The sequence below is a fragment of the Caballeronia novacaledonica genome, assembly GCF_900258035.1.
GTDB classification, from domain to species: Bacteria; Pseudomonadota; Gammaproteobacteria; order Burkholderiales; family Burkholderiaceae; genus Caballeronia; species Caballeronia novacaledonica.
On the sequence record NZ_OGTP01000005.1, the window covers coordinates 289886 to 307154 of the forward strand.

Genomic DNA, 17269 nt, shown 5'->3' on the forward strand with positions numbered 1-17269 from the left:
TCAGGCTTCCAGCGCGAGCAACGCGAACGTCGCGAGCCAGTGCTCGCCCATGTAGTCGCCCGCGACATGCGCGATGCCCGACGCCAGATGCTCGTTCGCAGCCGCTTCGAGCACCGCGATGCGCGCGTCGCCCGCCGGCAGCGCCCGCATGATTGTTCGCTGGCACCAAGCGCGAGACAGATTCAGTCCGTCGAGGTGCGCGAGTTTGCCGTCGCTGCGATCGGTGACGGTGGCGGGCGTGAAGAGCGTCGCCGGTTCGCGTGCGGCGATGCGCGGCAGAAAACGGTCGAACCAGCCGACGAAGCGCTCGCCCGGCAGCACGTGGCGCATCAACACGGCTTCCATCAACGACGGCGACAGGAACTCGTCGCCCGCCGGCTCCCACGCCTGACAGCCTTCGTCCTTTTCGAACCAGCGCAAGGCGGTTTCGCTCAGCAGACGTTCGAAGTCCGCGTTTCGCGTGGCGCGCGCGTAGCCGATCGCGAGCGTCAGCGCGAACGCCATGTTGAAGTGCGTGCCGACCCGCAGCGGATACGTCGACTTCGGCAGAAAGTCCTCGAAGCGCGCGACGAACGCATCGGCGAGCGGGGCAAGCGTTCGGGACCAGCGCGCGCCGTCGTCGGAAGGCATCGAATGGAGTTGTCCCGCGAGCGCGAGCAGCCACGCCCAGCCGTACGGACGCTCGAAGCCGCGCGCCGCCGGGCGTTGCAGATACGCGACTTCGGCCGCGACGTTGGCGCCGGTGAAATGCTCGTCGATCACCGCGCGGATGCGCGCCGCCTCCGGCAATTCGGGAAAACGGTCGTAAAGCCGCGCGATCAGCCAGTAGCCATGCACGCATGAATGCCAGTCGAAGCTGCCGTAGAAGACCGGATGCAGCGCGCGCGGGCTCGCGACGTCCGCTTCGCCGGCCATCACATGATCGAGCTTGTTCGGATATTCGCGCGTCAGATGACCGAGCGCGACCTGGGCGAACTTCGACGCGAGCGCGGCGTCGAGGGTGATCGGTTGATGCGGGTTCATGCGGTCCTCGTCGGTGCGAATCGTGATCCCGAGACTTTATCGATAATGCGTTGTGGAAATCCCGGCTAAGGGTAATTACCTAGGATGAACGGCCGAGGCATCGGCGGATTGCGTCGGAAGCGCCGCATCGATCGGTCGCAAGGTCGGCGAATGCCTGTACGGCAAGCCTGAGCGGGGGCGCGACGCCATTGCCGGAGAGGACGCGAGCGCGCGACTGCGCGCATTTTCCTACGGCATCCGGCCGTGTATCGCCCGCCACGCGAGCGCGCCGTCGCCCGAACCGTCGTATAAACTTGCGCCCGAACGCCGCCAAGGGCGCTCGTGCCGGGGCCACGCGCCCGGCAAACGCCATCCAGACAGTGACCAAGAGACCAGAAACAACATGACCGACCTTCCCGCTTATACCGCAGAGGACACCCGGCGCCGCGTTTTCGCAATCGTCGGCGCCTCGTCGGGCAACCTCGTCGAGTGGTTCGACTTTTACATCTACTCGTTCCTCGCGCTGTACTTCTCCGCGGCGTTCTTCCCCGGCGGCAATCCGACGGTCCAGTTGCTGAACACCGCCGGCGTGTTCGCCGCCGGCTTTCTGATGCGTCCGATCGGCGGCTGGCTCTTCGGCCGCATCGCCGACAAGCACGGCCGCCGCAACGCGATGATGATCTCCGTGCTGATGATGTGCGGCGGCTCGCTCGTCATCACCTTCCTGCCGACGTACGCGTCGATCGGCGCGTGGGCGCCGTTCCTGCTGCTGATCGCGCGCCTGTTCCAGGGCTTGTCCGTGGGCGGCGAATACGGCACGAGCGCGACCTACATGAGTGAAGTGGCGCTGCGCGGCCGGCGCGGTTTCTTCGCGTCTTTCCAGTACGTGACGCTGATCGGCGGCCAGCTCGCCGCGCTCCTCGTGCTGGTGGTGCTGCAACAGATTCTGTCGACGGAAGAATTGAAGGCGTGGGGCTGGCGCATTCCGTTCTTCATCGGCGCGTGCGCGGCGCTGGTTTCGCTTTATCTGCGACGCTCGCTCGACGAAACCTCCACCGCCGCAACGCGCGACCGCAAGGAAGCGGGCACGCTCGCCGGCCTGATGCAGCACAAGGCGGCGTTCCTGACCGTCGTGGGCTTCACGGCGGGCGGCTCGCTGATTTTCTACACGTTCACGACCTACATGCAGAAATATCTGGTCAACACGGCGGGCATGCACGCGAAAACCGCCAGCAACGTGATGACCGCCGCGCTCTTCGTCTACATGCTGCTTCAGCCGCTGTTCGGCGCGCTGTCCGACCGCATCGGCCGCCGCGCGTCGATGCTGTGGTTCGGCGCGCTCGCGACCATCGGCACGGTGCCGCTGCTGCACGCGCTTTCCACGGTGGCGAGCCCGTTCATGGCGTTCGTGCTGGTCGTGATCGCGCTCGCGATCGTGAGCTTCTATACGTCGATCAGCGGTCTCATCAAGGCGGAAATGTTCCCGCCGGAAGTGCGCGCGCTGGGCGTCGGGCTCTCCTACGCGGTCGCCAACGCGGTGTTCGGCGGCTCGGCGGAATATGTCGCGCTGTGGCTCAAGTCGGCGGGGAGCGAATCGACGTTCTTCTGGTATGTCACCGTGATGTGCGCGATCTCGCTCGTCGTCTCCTGGCGCATGCTCGATCCGAGCAAGGAAGGCTATCTGCGCAACGAACCGTAAGCCGGCGTGCAGCGCGTGCGTGGCGGCGATACAACTTTTCCGCCGCGCGCGCCATATCCGCCAGGCTTGCCGATGACGTTACTATGGTGTTTTATGCGGTATGTGGATGGCGCACCGGTCAAGGTGCGCAACGATATTCGGGAACCGGATATGCATGCGCGCGCAGTTCGCGCGCGCAAAGCTGATGCGCACATTCGGGCGCGTCGGTCTGCCTGGAGCCTGTTCATGGAAGATTTCGACGAAACGCTGTTCCTTGTCTGGCGCGCCAACCTGAATGTGCTGGTCGGCTCGCCCGGAGGCGCCGGGCGCCTCGCGCGCATGATGAGCTTCTCGCCGACGTTCATGAAGCTGATCGTCGCCGGTCAGCGCGACTTCAACGAAGAATTCGTGCGCGGCATCGAGCTCGTGACCGGCCTGCCGACGCACTGGATGGACGAGCGCCGCGGGCTGGCGGAGGTTCCGCCCGACGTCCTGCGCGCGATCGACGAAGAAACGCCGATGGCCGTGTTTCGCGGCACGGCTCACCCCGCGCCGAAGCGCCCCGTGCTGCGCGGCCCTGAACCGCTCCTTTCCCAGACCGAGGCGACGCGCCGCGTCGCCGATATGGCCCAGCAACAGGCCGAGGTGAACCGCCGCGATCTGCTTTTTCGCAAGAATCGCGAGCTGCTTTCACAGGATTTGCGCCGCCTGGAGCGCCAGCTCGGGCTGCTTCAGGTCGAAGGCATGCAGCCGAAAGTCGACGAACTCATTGCGTCGGATCGCATGAGCGAGTCGGCGAAGGCCGATCTGACCGGCCGTCTCGAACAGATCGACAAGCACGTGAAGCTCTTACATCAGCATGTCGAGAAGCTCGTGATGCTGCTGTCCAGCCCGGACGAGCCCGAAGCGGGCGAATAGCTACTTCTTCCCGCCGTCCTTGGGCGTGTCCCGCTCGGGGTGCACGGCGATCGGATCGCTTGCGGGGAAGGTTTCGTCCAGCGCTTCGTCGAGCAGGTCTTCTTCGTTGGCGGGTTCCGGCCGATCCTGCTTCGGACGTTCATCCCGGCTGGCTTTCGTCATGGTGCGCTCCGTGATGCGAGGTCATCGTCGATTCAATATAGCAGTCCCGCCGCGCCCCCGCAGTCAGCCTTCCCGCCGGTAATCCGCGGGGCGCACGCCCGTCCACTTTCTGAAGGCGCGCCGGAACGCGCTCGGTTCCGCGAAACCGAGCGCATCGGCGATCTGGGGAATCGTCTCCTGCGTGTGCGCGAGGCGCGCGATCGCGAAGTCGCGTCGCAACGCGTCCTTGATCGCCTGATAGGTCAGCCCTTCCTGCTTCAGACGGCGTCGCAGCGTCGCTTCGGCCATATGGAGCGCCGCCGCGATGCTTTCGGCTTCGGGCCAGTCCGTCGGCGCGGTTTGCCGCAGGCGCGTGCGGATGCGCGCGGCGAGCGAATCCGGATTGCGATATTTCACGATGAAATTCGCCGGCGCGTCGCGCAGGAAGCGCTTGAGCGTCGCGGACGTCTGCACGACCGGCAGCGCCGCGCACTCGGCCGACAGATCGACGAACGAGCGCGTTTCGTCGAAACGCAGGTCGTTGCAGAACATCAGTCGGTATTCGTCGCTGTCGGCGGGCTCGGGGCAGCGCATATGCGCCGCCAGCACCGGAATGCGCCGCCCGACCAGCCAGCACAGCAGCCCGTACACGAGGATGAAACCCGTCGCGTAGGCGAACATCGTCTTGGGCGCGCCTGTGTCGTCGAGCCAGATGCGCACGCGCGTTGCTTCGATGTCGAGGTCGAAGGTCAGTTCGTCGAGCACGAGGCGCATGAAGTTCGCGATGCGCGCGAGCGCCTGCGCGCCGTCGCGCGAGGACAGCGCCGCGTGGCACAGCAGCACGAAGCTGCCGCGCCGCATCGGATGCGCGTCCTGGCCGAAGAACTCGTCGTCGAGGGCGTCGGCGGTGGCGTTCCACAGCTTGCCGTACTGCACTGGCGACACGCGTGCGCGCGGCGATTCGAGCGTCGCCGGCGCAATGCCCGCGGCGGCCAGCAAATGCTCGCGCGCGACGCCGCGCGCCTCGGCGCAGCGCAACGCCGCTTCGACGAGACTCACGGAAATCGAATCGCGCTCGATCTTCTTTTTGGGACTTGGGGTTGTCACTAGGTGGCCAAAGCGCTCAGTTAGCGTGATCGTTTTGGGCATCGGAGAACGTCCGGCGATTGCCTAGACTCGTGCTCAGACGGCCCATCCGCGCGGCTGGCGGCGGCCAGAAAGTGTATACGATCGATGCCGCCCGCCGCGCCGCCCAGTTCCCTTCACCGAAGACGAAACATGATCGACGCATTTCTCACCGAAGAGCAGCGCATGATCCGCGACGCGGCTCGCCAGTTCGCCACCGAAGTCCTCGCGCCGAACGCGGGCCAGTGGGACAAGGACGGCGCCATTCCCGACGCCGTCGTGCGGCAACTGGGCGAACTCGGCCTGCTCGGCATGGTCGTGCCCGCCGAACTCGGCGGCACCTTCAGCGACTACACCGCCTACGCGCTCGCGATGGAAGAAATCGCGGCGGGCTGCGCGTCCTGCGCGACGCTGATGAGCGTGCACAACTCCGTCGGTTGCGGCCCGATTCTCGCCTTCGGCACCGAAGCGCAGAAAGCCGAATGGCTGCCGAAGCTCGCGAGCGGCGAGATCATCGGGGCGTTTTGCCTGACGGAGCCGCAGGCCGGCTCGGAAGCGAACAATCTGCGCGTGCGCGCCGTCGAAAAGGACGGCAAGTGGGTCATCTCCGGCAGCAAGCAGTTCGTCACGAACGGCAAGCGCGCGGGCGTGGCGATCGTCTTCGCCGTCACCGATCCCGATCAGGGCAAGCGCGGCATCTCGGCGTTCATCGTGCCGACGAACACGCCCGGCTTCAACGTCGGCGCGCCGGAGCACAAGCTCGGCATCCGCGCGTCCGATACCTGCCCGATCACCTTCGACGATTGCGCGATTCCCGCCGCGAATCTGCTCGGCAAGCGCGGCGAGGGGCTCAAGATTGCGTTGTCGAATCTGGAGGGCGGGCGCATCGGCATCGCGGCGCAGGCGCTCGGCATCGCGCGCGCGGCCTTCGATGCGGCCCGCGCCTACGCGAAGGATCGCGTGCAGTTCGGCCGGCCGATCCACGAACATCAGTCGGTCGCGAACATGCTCGCCGACATGCACACGCAGATCAACGCCGCGCGCCTTTTGATTCATCACGCGGCGCGCATGCGCACGGAAGGCGTTCCGTGTCTGTCGGAGGCGTCGCAGGCGAAGCTGTATGCGTCGGAGATGGCCGAGCGCGTCTGTTCCGATGCGATTCAGATTCACGGCGGATACGGCTATCTGCAGGATTATCCGGTGGAGCGCCATTATCGCGATGCGCGCATCACGCAGATCTACGAAGGCACGAGCGAAGTGCAGCGGATGGTGATCGCACGCAACGTTTGACCCGCGCCGAAAATAACAGACAGGAGACGCAATGAACGACGCCCAGGCTTTCATCGAAGCACGAGACTTTCTGTTTGCTCATCGCACGGATTACGACACCGCGTATCGCGACTTCGAATGGCCGTCGCTCGATCGCTTCAACTGGGCGCTCGATTATTTCGATCCGATGGCGCGCGGCAACGATGCGCCCGCGCTGCATATCGTCGATGAAAGCGGCGGCGAGACGCGGCTCTCGTTCGCGCAGATGAGCGAGCGTTCGGCGCGCGTCGCGAATCATTTGCGCGGCCTGAACGTGAAGCGCGGCGAGCGCATCCTGCTGATGCTGCCGAACCGCGTCGAGCTGTGGGAAACGATGCTCGCCGCGATGAAGCTCGGCGCCATCGTCCTGCCCGCGACCACGCAGCTTGCGCCCGCCGACCTGCGCGACCGCATCGCGCTCGGCGGCGTGCAGCACGTGATCGCCGATGCGGCGGAGACGCAGAAGTTTCTCGACATCGACGTGCCCGGATTGCGCATCGCCGTGGGCGGCGCGAAGGAAGGCTGGCTCGCTTACGAGGCTGCTTACGGCGCGTCGCCCGAATTTGTTTCGAATGCCGAAACGAACGCGAGCGATCCCTATCTGCTGTATTTCACGTCGGGCACGACGTCGAAGCCGAAGCTCGTCGCGCATACGCATCGGAGCTATCCGGTCGGCCATTTGTCGACGATGTACTGGATCGGCCTGCAACCCGGCGACGTGCACTGGAACATCAGTTCGCCCGGCTGGGCTAAGCATGCGTGGAGCTGTTTCTTCGCGCCGTGGAACGCGCAGGCGTGCGTGTTCATCTACAACTTCAGCCGTTTCGATGCGGCGCGTGCGCTCGACGTGCTCGTGCGCCACGAAGTCACGACGCTCTGTGCGCCGCCGACCGTGTGGCGCATGCTCGTGCAGGAGCCGCTTGCGTCGTACGACGTGAAGCTGCGCGAGATCGTCGGCGCGGGCGAGCCGCTCAATCCCGAAGTCGTCGAGCGTGTGCAGGCGGCGTGGGGCGTGCCGATCCGCGACGGCTACGGCCAGACCGAAACCACCGCGCAGATCGCCAATACGCCGGGCCAGCGGCTCGTGCCGGGTTCGATGGGCCGCCCGCTGCCGGGTTATCGCGTGGCGCTGCTCGATCCCGACGGCCATCCGGCGGAAGAGGGCGAAATCGCGCTCGCGCTCGATCCGCCGCCGCTCGGACTGATGACCGGTTACGCCGACAATCCCAAAGCCACCGAGAACGCGATGCGCGGCGGCTTCTATCGCACGTCCGACGTCGCGGCGCGCGGCGCGGATGGCTACTTCGTGTATGTCGGCCGCGCGGACGACGTGTTCAAGTCGTCGGATTACCGGTTGAGCCCGTTCGAGCTGGAAAGCGTGCTGATCGAGCACGAAGCGATCGCGGAAGCGGCGGTCGTGCCGAGTCCCGATCCGCTGCGCCTGTCGGTGCCGAAGGCGTTCGTCACGCTGCGCCACGGCTATTCCATCGGGCCGGAGTTGGCCCGGAGTGTGTTCGCGTTCTCGCGCGAGCGGCTCGCGCCGTACAAGCGCATTCGCCGTCTGGAATTCGCGGAATTGCCGAAGACGATTTCCGGCAAGATCCGCCGCGTCGATCTGCGCAGACAGGAAATCGCCCGCACGCAAGACGGCCCGCGCGGCGAATTCGAGTTCTGGGAAGAGGATTTTCCGGAGCTGCGTCAGACCAGCAAAGCCGACTAAAAAGGAATCCCCACGATGATCGAAGTCACCCGCGACGGCGCGACCGTCACGATTCGTCTCGCCCGCCCGCCGGCCAATGCATTCACCGTCGACGGCCTCGCGGCGTTGCAGGAAACCATCGAAGCGCTGAATCGCGATGCGCAGGTGCGCGCGATCGTCGTGACGGGCGCGGGCGCGAAGTTCTTCAGCGCGGGCGCGGACCTCAACCAGTTCGCCGATGGCGACAAGGCCCACGCGCGCGTCGCCGCGCAGCGCTTCGGCGCGGCGTTCGAGGCGTTGCAGAACGCGCGCGCGGTGACGATCGCCGCGATCAACGGCTACGCGATGGGCGGCGGGCTCGAATGCGCGCTCGCCTGCGATATCCGCGTCGCCGAGGAACACGCGCAGATGGCGCTGCCGGAAGCGTCGGTCGGACTGCTGCCGAGCGGATGCGGCACGCAGACGCTGCCGTGGCTCGTCGGCGAAGGCTGGGCGAAGCGCATCATTCTGACGGGCGAGCGTGTGGATGCGCAGACCGCGTTGCGCATCGGTCTCGTCGAGGAAGTGGTCGCGAGCGGCGGCGCTTACGAAGCCGCGCTGACGATCGCGGCGCGCGTCGCGTCGATGAGTCCGGACGCCGTCGCCTGCTCGAAGCCGCTGATCCACGCCGCGCGCGAAGGCATCCCGCGCCGCGCGGCGTTGGCGCTGGAACGCGAATGCTTCGTCGATCTGTTCGACGGCGCGAATCAGCGCGAAGGCGTCGCCGCGTTCCTCGAAAAGCGTAAGCCGCGGTGGAGCGCGTCATGAGCACGCAAGGATTGTTGCGCGACGCGCCGGAGATTGGCGTCGAGGTCGTCAACCGCGTGGCGATCGTCACGCTCGACCGGCCGCACGCACTGAACGCGCTGTCGCACGACATGATCGCGCTTCTCGCCGATACCTTCGCGCAGTGCGCCGCCGACGATTCCATCGCGGCGGTCGTGCTGCGCGGCGCGGGCGACAAGGCGTTCTGCGCGGGCGGCGACGTGCGCAAGCTCTATCACGCGGCGCGCAACGATCCGCATCACGAGACGCCGTGGCTGAAGTTTTTCATCGACGAATATCGGCTCGATCACACGGTGCATCGTTTTGCGAAGCCCGTGATCGCGCTGATGGACGGCATCGTGATGGGCGGCGGCATGGGGCTCGCGCAGGGCGCGGCGCTGCGCATCGCGACCGAGCGCACGCGCATGGCGATGCCCGAAACGCGTATCGGCCTGTTGCCCGATGTCGGCGCGACGCATTTTCTGCGCGTATTGCCGCGCGATCTCGCGCTCTACGTCGGGCTGACGGGCGCGCGTCTTTCGGGCGCGGACGCGAAGCGCGTCGGGCTCGCCGACGAATGCGTGCCATCGGCATGGCTGAGCGGCTTCGTCGAACGTCTCGACAACCTGCGCTGGGACGACGCGCAGGCTGCGATGACGCAATTGAAGCGCGTGTTCGTGCCGCCCGCGAACCTCGAACGCCATGCGCCGCTCGACGATATTCGCGCGCACATCAGGCGCCATTTCACCGTCTGCGCGACGGGCGGCGTGGAGCGCATCGCCGCGTCGCTCTCGATGGACGAATCGGACTGGGCGCGCGCGACGCTCGCCACGCTCGAAAGCCATTCGCCGACGATGCTCGAAGTGACCTATCACGCGCTCCTGCGCGGCCGTCAGATGACGCTCGCGGATTGCTTCCGCATGGAGCTGGGCGTCGTGTACCGCGCAATCGACGACGGCGATTTCGTCGAAGGCGTGCGCGCGCTCATCATCGACAAGGACGAGCGGCCGCGTTTCGCGCCGACCACGCTCGCGCAGGTGCGGGCGGAGCGCGTGCAGCACTTTCTCTCGTCGCCGTGGCGCAGGGAGATGCATCCGCTCGCGGACCTGGGCGCGTGATCGTCAGAGGAAAAACGCAAGCAAATGTTTCTGCGGCGAACCGCCGAAATGGCCGATGGTCGAACCGGGCTTATCGATCATCGGACAATTCAGGAGGGGAACCGACATGCCGAACCGTACGTCACGGCTCGCAGTTTTGTCGGCCGGCATCGCATTCGCGTTGATCGCGCCGGCCGCATCGTATGCACAGCTCAATCTTCAGCAGTTCGGCTTCGGCAGCGGCAGTTCGGAGGTGGCAAACGGCGCGAACGGCGCGGCGCAGCCTTCGGCGCTGAACTCGCTCGTGCAGGGTTATCTCGGCGCGAACCAGCAAGTGCTTTCGGGACAATCGACCCTCGCATCCGCGATGGGCATGTCGAGCGTCGCGAGTCAGGCGCAATCGGCGGCGGGTGTGTTGTCGGGCGCATCGGGCACGAGCGCGGTGCCGAGCACGAGCATGCTGTCGCAACTCGGCGGCACGCAGCAAAGCGTGTCGCAATCGTTGATGCAGGCGTTCACGAGCGGCTCCACGCCGCCGCCGACGGCCGCGAGCAAGCAAAGCTTCAGCGACGGCCTCGCCTCGCTCGGGCAGGGCGTGAAACAGTACGCCGGCTTGCAATCGAATCTCGGCTCGGTGACGAATTCGATGAACATGTCGTCGCTGTTGCAGGCGGGCTCGAATCCGGCGACCGCGCAGGCCGCGAGCTATATCGCGCAGTCCGCGCCGGGACAGTTGCAATCGCTCGTGCAGACGCTCACGCAGGCGGTGCAGTACGCGAAGACCAACGGCATCTCGGTGCCGTCCGTCGCTTCGTCGGCATTGAGCGGCGTGAGGTAAACGGCGCGGCGATCATCCGCGCAAAAGGAAAAGCGGCGCGCTCAGGAGTGAGCCCGCCGCTTTCGTTCGATTGCGCAGGATCGTCGATTCAGTGGCCGGCGGCCGCTTGCCGGGTCACGAGACGCTTGAGCAAGGGCAGCGCACGCGGCCTGCGTGCGTCGGCCGTCAAGGGCGGGAGATACGAGATGTCGGCGACTTCCGCGCGTTGCCGCGTGAGCGGGTTCGCGTCGAGCACTTCGAGCGCGGGTGGCTCGACGGGCTCCGCGTTGACCTGCTCGGGCTGATTGACCGTAATGCCGAGCGAATGACGCACGTCCACGCCACGGATATGCGCCTTGTATCCGGCTTCGGTCAGCACGCGCTCGCGCGATTTGCAGAACTCGACCGCAGCCGGCGTCATGGGATGCGTTGCCACGTACTCGAACACGATCTCATAGCCGCGAACTTTCGGATAATTCAACAGCAATTGTCCCGAACGAATGTAACGAATGTAGCGGTCGATCTTCTTCGTGAGCAAATCCTGATGTTCCTTTTCATCACGCCAGTCGAGATCATCGAAGAGTCCGACGGACACGCGCTTGAAAAGAATATTGACTCCGATGTAATCGATGGCGTCCACGTCACGCAAAGACATGGTCAATCCCCTGCGCCCTCGCGGGCAAATAACGATGGAAAGCATTGTAACGGATTCAGCTCTTCGAATAATGTCGGAACACCGTATTAACTCCGATAAGGTCTCATTTTCGTAAGACTCCGAATTCTTGATTTAAGCGCAATCTGATTGGCGAGGACAAAATCAACAGAACGCGAATATATTTATCAATCAGGTCTGTCGTCTCGATGCATCCGCGAGGTCGCGCGTGGGCGGGGCTTTCGCCGCGATTTCCTCATTGCCGATCGCGCCGGCTTGCGGCAGCGGCGGCTGCTCGTTGATCCACGCATTCAGAACCGTCGACGTCACCGCGAGAATTACGGGACCGATGAACAATCCGACTATTCCGAACGCGAACATGCCGCCGAGCACGCCGGAAAGAATCAGCAGCATCGAGAGATTCACGCCGCGCTTGATGAGGATGGGCCGCAGGAAGTTGTCGAGCATCGCGATCATGATCGACCACACGAGCAGCAGCGACGCGGCGACATTCGAGCCGTGCCAGTAGAGAAATGCGACGCCGCCGAGCAGCGGCAGGAGCGGGCCGATCTGCGCGAGACACAGCATCAGCATGACTGCCGTGATGATGCCCGCGGCCGGCACGCCCGCGAGCGCGAGCCCGATGCCGCCGAGCGCCGACTGCGTGACCGCCGTGACGACGATGCCGAGCGCCACCGCGCGGATCGCGAGACCGGCGAGCTTGACGGCTTCCGCGCCGCGCTGCGCGGCGATGCGCGTCGCGAAGCGCGTGACGAAGCGTCCGGCCGCCTCGCCGTTCATGTACAGAATGCCGGAGATGATGACGGTGATGACCATGTGCATCACGAACACGCCGACGACGGCTGCGTGCGACAGCATCCAGCGCGCGGCGATCGTCACGTAGGGCTCGAGCTTCGCGAGCAGGCCGCCGGGGCCGGCATCGGAAAGCGATTGCCATTCGCTCGAGATGCGCGCGCCCGCGAGCGGAATGTCGTGCACCCAGTTCGGCGGCGGCGGCAGCGCATAGGAAGGCAGGCTCTTGATGGCAGCCATGATCTCGCCGCCGTGCAACGCGAGCGTGGAGATCGCTTCGTAGAGCGGCAGCACGATGACGATCAGCAGAATGAGCAGCATGACGGTCGTCGCGATCCAGCGGCGATTGCCGCAGCGGCGCTGCACGCCGAGCATGAGCGGCCAGGTCGCGACGACGATCGTCGTGGCCCAGATGAGGCCCGGCAGAAACGGCCGCAATACATAGAGGCTGCCGACCGTGAGCGCGGTCAGGATAGTGATGACGAGCAGGATGCGCGCGATATCCACCGGCTGGCGGGGATTCGGATTCGGCGGCTCGTTGGAGAGGATTGGCATGGTGCGTCCGGATGAAAGTGATGAATGCGGCTCCCGGATACGGACACGGCGCGCAGCGAGAGATGAACAAGCGATAAGCGAAAGCCGGCGATCCGGCAAGCCGCGCCCGGCTTAACGGGCGCAATGATGATGGCGCTCCAATCCATACTACTAAAAATCGCGGCGCGCCTGTCCCTGAAATACGCTTCGTCCGACGCGCGCCGCATCGAATGCAGTCTTTATGCGAAATCTGGAAATGCCTTTTCAAATTGCCTATTCTTTTTTGCGGGCGCAGAAGAGGGCAGTTCATGCCCGGCCGCGCGCCACGAGGGCGACACAAGAACGACTTGGAAGACTGACATGGCCGGTTTTTCCCGTACCTCGCCCGTTGCGCTCATTGTTGCCGTTGGTGCTTTCGAAATCGTGACATCGCACGATGCCGAGGCCGCCGGCGAAATCCGGATGAATGTCGATGCCGGCAAGGTCGCGTGGCATTTCAAGACCGATCAGCCGCTGATCGGCGGCGTGCTCGTGTTCAACAGTCTGCTCGCGTTCGCGCTGCCTTGATGATGACGCGCGCGAAACGTGTGCGGGTCTGGCTCGTCTACGCGTTGTGGATCGTCGCGTGCCTGCTGCTGTCGTTGCCTTCCTCGTCTCGCGCGAAAGCCCAGACGGCTGCGACGAAGGCCGCGCTCTGCACGTCGTGTCACGGACTCGGCGGCAACTCGACGACGGGCGAATATCCGTCGCTCGCCGGGCAGACGGCGCGTTATCTCTATTTTCAACTGCGCGACTTCAAGGCGGGCCGCCGCAGCGATCCGCGCATGTCGCCGATGGCCGCGAATCTCACGCCCGGCGACATGCACGACCTCGCCGACTACTTCGCCGCGCAGAAGCCGATCGCCGCCGACTTCAAGGCGGACCCGGTGAAGGTCGAGGCGGGCAGGAAGAAGTCCGAAGAGAGTCTCTGCACGACGTGTCACCGCGTCGGGTTTTCGGGGCAAAACGAGATTCCGCGCGTCGCGGGTCAGCAGTATCCGTACATCGTCAAGCAATTGCGGGATTTTCGCGACGGGAAGCGCACCCACGACGCGGGCAACATGCCGAGCGCGTCGAAGAATCTGACGGATGCGGATATCGAGAACCTGGCGAACTACATCGCGAATCTGCAATGACGCGTCACGAAGGCGAGCGTAACGATGACAAGAAACTTTTCGCTTGCTGACACGCGCTTTGTCGATGACGTGCGCGGGGACGGCGATCGATTCACGCAAACGCATCGGCGGCATAACAGCGAAGGCCATCGCAGAGCATACGCATTCAACGCGCATCGTTGAACCGCTGCCAAAAGGCTAGCCCCTCACGATTCGTTGTCCCAACAACTGCGCGCCGGCATCCGGAAACAGCGTCGCGCCGACGCGCTGCGGATCGATGCCGAACGTCTCGCCCGCCGCGCTCGCGATGACGGCATCGAGGCCGATCGTCGGCTTCAGATCGCGCGCCTGATACAGCGATGCATTCGCGAGCCCCGGCCAGTCCGCGAGCACGCGTCCGCCCGTCACCGCGCCGCCGACGATCATCGCCGCCGACGCCGTGCCGTGGTCCGTGCCGCCCGTGCCGTTCGCCGCCGCCGTGCGGCCGAATTCGGTCGCGACGAGCACCGTCGTGTTCGCCCAGTGTTCGCCGAGTCCGTCGCGCAGGGCGGCGAGCATCGTGTCGAGCGCCTTCAGTTGCGCGGCGAGGCGCGGGTTTTGCGCGCTGTGCGTATCCCAGCCGCCGGTTTCGATCATCGCGATGCGCGGGCCGTCGGGCTTGCCGAGAAAGCTCGCCGCGAGCTTGCCGAGGCTCGCCGGATCCTGACGCGCGCCCGCGTCGGCGGCGAGTCCGCGCGCCTGCATGGCGGCGTCCCAGAGCGGGTGCAACTGCGCGTCGCCCGCGTAGAGCTGCGAGACGCGCGTGATGAGATCGTCGGGCGCCTGCGGCAACGACGACGGCGCATACGACGTCACTTCGGCCCGTCCGCGCAGCGCGAGCGGCACGGTCGGTGCGAAAGCGACGGCATCGGCGCGCGGCGCGGGCAGCATCGAAAGCAGGCGGTTCATCCAGCCGTCCTTCAGCCGATACGGCGCGTCGCCGCCCGTTTCGAGCACGTTCTGGCCGTCGAAGTGCGAGCGCTCGCGATACGGCGACGCCACCGCGTGCACGAAGAGCGCCTGTTTGTCGCGATACATCTGCGCGACCTGCTGCATCGACGGATGCAGCGCGAAGGTGCCGTCGAGCTTCGTCGCGCGCGATGCGTCGATCGCGAGCGGCCCGCGCAGCGCCGCGTAAGCCGGATCGCCGTACGGCACGACGATGTTCAGCCCGTCCGCCGCGCCGCGCTGGATCACGAAGACGAAGCGCCGGTCGGTTTCGGCGGACGCGAACACGAGTTGCGGCGCGACGAGCATCGCGCCGGCGCCCGCGCCCGCACACCACAGGAATTGGCGACGCGTCAGCATGGTTTCATCTCCTCAGAAAATCGGGCGACACGAGCAGCAGCGCGAGCGCGGTCGGCGCGCTTTCGGCGCGCGACACGGCATTCGCGGTCGCATCGGACAGCGAACCGGGCAGCAGTTGCGGACCGAGCGTCCGGGCGTCGAGCCGGTCGCCCGCGCGCGCGGCGAAACGCTGCGCGAGTTCGACGCGGCGCACGAGCGCATCGGGCGCGGCCCAGCTTGCGGCGACATCGTCGTAACCGGCGGGCGATCCGGGACGCCACACCTGCTGGCCGAGCTGCGTCAGAAGCGGCGCGGCGCGCACGCCCTGGAGATCGGTGCGTCCGAGCCCGCGCAGCGACGACACCGTCCAGTCCCACGGCGTCTTGAACTTGGCGGGCGCGCTCTGCCACGCCTCGGGCGCATCGACGAGCGCACGATACACCGACGGCAGATCGCCGCCCGTATCGCTGAACACGCGCGCGAGCCTGTCGACGAGCGCGGGCGGCGGCGTATCCGCGACGAAGTGGCGCGCAAGCTTCTCCGCAATGTGATGCGCGGTCGCGGGCGAATTCGCGAGATCGTGCAGCACGGCGAGCGGCTGCGCTTCGTTCGTCTGCGCGTACTGCTTGCCCATCACGGTGCGCACGCCCGGCTCGTGCAGACGCGGACGAAACACGAACGCGCCGGGCGGCGCCGGATCGTCGGGATTCTTCGCGGCGTTCGCCGTCATCGCGCCGAGGCTCCAGCCGGTGAGCGCGCGCGCGAATTCGGTCACGTCGGCTTGCGTGTAGCCGCTGCGCACGCCGAGCGTATGGAGTTCCATGATCTCGCGCGCGAGGTTTTCGTTGAGGCCGCGCTTGTTGTCGGGATTGCGCATGGCGGCGCGCGCGGCGGCGGGACTGTCGGGGCCGACCGAGCGCGCCTGATCCAGAAAAATCTGCATCGCCGGATGCCGCTCGGCGGCGATCAGCATGTCCTCGAAGCGCCCGAGCACGTGCGGGCGGATCGCCTCGTTCTCGAACGATCCGGCGAGCATCGCGACGGGCGGCTTTTCGATCGACACGGCGAAGTGATTCGCCCAGAAATGCACGAGGCGTTCGACGAACGGCGTGTTCGTCGCGAGCGCGCTCGTCACGCGGGCATCGACGGCATCGCGGTAGACGTCGCGGATCTGCTCGCCGTATTGCTTGCGCACGGCCGGTTTGTCGGCGTCGCTCGCATCGCGCAGCGCGCGCTGGCGATCCGCGAATTGCGCGGCGAGCGCGGCGCTCGACGGCTGGCCGTTCAACGCGGGCGGCGTCGGCTGATAGGCGTTTGCGCGTGGATCGGCCTGCTCGATGAGCCACTCGCGCGGGTCGGCGGGCAGCGGTTCGCCCGGACGCGCGCCGAGCCCGAAGCGATTCACCGCGATGGCGGCAGGCGAAATTTGCGGCGCGATGGCCATGACGTGCTCCGAAATGCTCGATAGCGGTTAAACGTGCGCGCGAGGAAAACCCGTCGCTTCAGGTCATTGTTGCGGGCGTTCGTCGGGCGGAACGGCGCGCAGCGGGCCGTAGCGCTCCATCGCGCCGACGAGCTTCAGCCGCTCGTCCGGCGTGAGCGTCGATGCGAAATCCGCGACCGTGCCTTCGATGCGCGCACGCAACGCGACATCGGCTTCGCGCGTGCGGGCGAGCGCGTCGTCGAGCGCGCGGCGATCGAAGTCCCGCGCCGCGAGGACGTGCGCGAGATCGATACGTCCGTCGCGCGCATCGCGAATCAGCGGCAGGCTTTCGCGGCGCGTCCTGCGCAAGGCGTCGCGCAATTCCTTCTGGCGCGCGGGCGAGAGATCGGCGGCGGCGAAACGGATGCCGCGTTGCTGCGCGGCTTCCGTGCGCTTGTGCGCGAGCGGTCCGGACAACCAGTAGGCCCCGCCGGCGATCGATCCGAGCAGAAACACGTTCAGCACGAGCGACACCGCCGCGAGCGTCTTCAGCGAGCGCGGACTCATTGATCGCTCCAGTCGGAAGGCGCGCCGCCGAAGGCCGTGCCCGAATAGGATTGCTCGAACCAGCCGCCGTGCGCGGGCTCGCCCGGCACAGGCGCGGGCGCCAGCAGCGACACGAAGAGCGCGCCCGCCGCGACGCCCGCCGCGCCCGCGCCGACGAAGCCCACGCCCGAAAACCAGATGCGCGGACGCCGCCAGAACGCGCGCGCGGGCC

General features: G+C 66.2%; 17 protein-coding genes and 1 pseudogene. 9 read left to right on the top strand and 9 right to left on the bottom strand.

Going from position 1 to position 17269, the window contains the following annotated elements:
- The gene (locus NOV72_RS10915) at window positions 1–1023 is read right to left on the bottom strand and encodes a DUF2891 domain-containing protein (RefSeq protein WP_106854586.1); all 1023 of its coding nucleotides are present in this window, start codon (window positions 1021–1023) and stop codon (window positions 1–3) included.
- Between the two features lie 382 nt (window positions 1024–1405).
- Here NOV72_RS10915 and NOV72_RS10920 point away from each other — a divergent pair, with 382 nt between their 5' ends.
- Entirely contained in the window at window positions 1406–2701 is a 1296-nt protein-coding gene (locus NOV72_RS10920; RefSeq protein ID WP_106854587.1) for an MFS family transporter, read from the top strand.
- Between the two features lie 6 nt (window positions 2702–2707).
- The gene (locus tag NOV72_RS10925; RefSeq protein WP_342753390.1) at window positions 2708–3598 is read left to right on the top strand and encodes a hypothetical protein; all 891 of its coding nucleotides are present in this window, start codon (window positions 2708–2710) and stop codon (window positions 3596–3598) included.
- Here NOV72_RS10925 and NOV72_RS32260 read toward each other — a convergent pair whose 3' ends face one another.
- Window positions 3599–3760: a hypothetical protein gene (locus NOV72_RS32260; protein ID WP_181290981.1), complete on the bottom strand. Its 162-nt coding sequence runs from the start codon at window positions 3758–3760 to the stop codon at window positions 3599–3601.
- 63 nt (window positions 3761–3823) lie between these two features.
- Window positions 3824–4846 carry an AraC family transcriptional regulator gene (locus NOV72_RS10930; RefSeq protein ID WP_106854588.1) on the bottom strand — a complete coding sequence of 341 codons (1023 nt, stop codon included), beginning with the start codon at window positions 4844–4846 and terminating at the stop codon, window positions 3824–3826.
- 174 nt (window positions 4847–5020) lie between these two features.
- On the opposite strand from NOV72_RS10930, the gene NOV72_RS10935 reads away from it, so the two are divergent.
- The 5 genes from NOV72_RS10935 to NOV72_RS10955 all read left to right on the top strand — a co-directional run bounded on the left by NOV72_RS10935 (window position 5021) and on the right by NOV72_RS10955 (window position 10610).
- On the top strand, window positions 5021–6154 hold the full coding sequence (locus NOV72_RS10935) for an acyl-CoA dehydrogenase family protein (protein ID WP_106854629.1): 1134 nt from the start codon (window positions 5021–5023) through the stop codon (window positions 6152–6154).
- Between the two features lie 31 nt (window positions 6155–6185).
- Window positions 6186–7892, top strand: a complete 1707-nt coding sequence (locus tag NOV72_RS10940; protein WP_106854589.1) for an AMP-binding protein — start codon at window positions 6186–6188, stop codon at window positions 7890–7892.
- Window positions 7893–7907: 15 nt separating this feature from the next.
- Window positions 7908–8678 (top strand): enoyl-CoA hydratase, encoded by a 771-nt coding sequence (locus tag NOV72_RS10945; RefSeq protein WP_106854590.1) that lies wholly within the window; start codon window positions 7908–7910, stop codon window positions 8676–8678.
- The gene (locus NOV72_RS10950) at window positions 8675–9793 is read left to right on the top strand and encodes an enoyl-CoA hydratase/isomerase family protein (protein WP_106854630.1); all 1119 of its coding nucleotides are present in this window, start codon (window positions 8675–8677) and stop codon (window positions 9791–9793) included. The genes NOV72_RS10945 and NOV72_RS10950 overlap by 4 nt, the downstream gene beginning before the upstream one ends.
- 106 nt (window positions 9794–9899) lie before the next feature.
- A complete protein-coding gene (locus NOV72_RS10955; protein WP_106854591.1) occupies window positions 9900–10610 on the top strand; it encodes a hypothetical protein in 711 nt (236 codons plus the stop codon).
- A gap of 88 nt (window positions 10611–10698) precedes the next feature.
- Here the strand turns inward: NOV72_RS10955 and NOV72_RS10960 are convergent, their stop codons facing one another.
- On the bottom strand, window positions 10699–11244 hold the full coding sequence (locus tag NOV72_RS10960; protein WP_106854592.1) for a DUF6572 domain-containing protein: 546 nt from the start codon (window positions 11242–11244) through the stop codon (window positions 10699–10701).
- Window positions 11245–11433: 189 nt separating this feature from the next.
- A complete protein-coding gene (gene ydiK / locus NOV72_RS10965; protein ID WP_181290984.1) occupies window positions 11434–12609 on the bottom strand; it encodes an AI-2E family transporter YdiK in 1176 nt (391 codons plus the stop codon).
- 123 nt (window positions 12610–12732) lie between these two features.
- On the opposite strand from ydiK, the gene NOV72_RS31925 reads away from it, so the two are divergent.
- Together NOV72_RS31925 and NOV72_RS10975 are read left to right on the top strand one after the other, a co-directional pair.
- Entirely contained in the window at window positions 12733–13155 is a 423-nt protein-coding gene (locus tag NOV72_RS31925) for a hypothetical protein (RefSeq protein WP_146149991.1), read from the top strand.
- Window positions 13155–13763, top strand: coding sequence for a c-type cytochrome (locus tag NOV72_RS10975; protein ID WP_106854594.1), 609 nt, complete (start codon window positions 13155–13157; stop codon window positions 13761–13763). The genes NOV72_RS31925 and NOV72_RS10975 overlap by 1 nt, the downstream gene beginning before the upstream one ends.
- A gap of 177 nt (window positions 13764–13940) precedes the next feature.
- Here the strand turns inward: NOV72_RS10975 and NOV72_RS10980 are convergent, their stop codons facing one another.
- From NOV72_RS10980 to NOV72_RS10995, 4 genes and pseudogenes are all read right to left on the bottom strand, one after another.
- The gene (locus tag NOV72_RS10980) at window positions 13941–15089 is read right to left on the bottom strand and encodes a DUF1501 domain-containing protein (protein WP_106854595.1); all 1149 of its coding nucleotides are present in this window, start codon (window positions 15087–15089) and stop codon (window positions 13941–13943) included.
- A 4-nt stretch (window positions 15090–15093) separates the two neighbouring features.
- Complete coding sequence (locus NOV72_RS10985; protein ID WP_106854596.1) at window positions 15094–16512, bottom strand: DUF1800 domain-containing protein; 1419 nt, start codon at window positions 16510–16512, stop codon at window positions 15094–15096.
- Between the two features lie 63 nt (window positions 16513–16575).
- Window positions 16576–17058, bottom strand: coding sequence for a periplasmic heavy metal sensor (locus tag NOV72_RS10990; protein WP_106854597.1), 483 nt, complete (start codon window positions 17056–17058; stop codon window positions 16576–16578).
- Window positions 17055–17269: pseudogene (locus tag NOV72_RS10995) on the bottom strand (hypothetical protein); the annotation flags it as partial. The pseudogene NOV72_RS10995 and the gene NOV72_RS10990, both read right to left, overlap by 4 nt.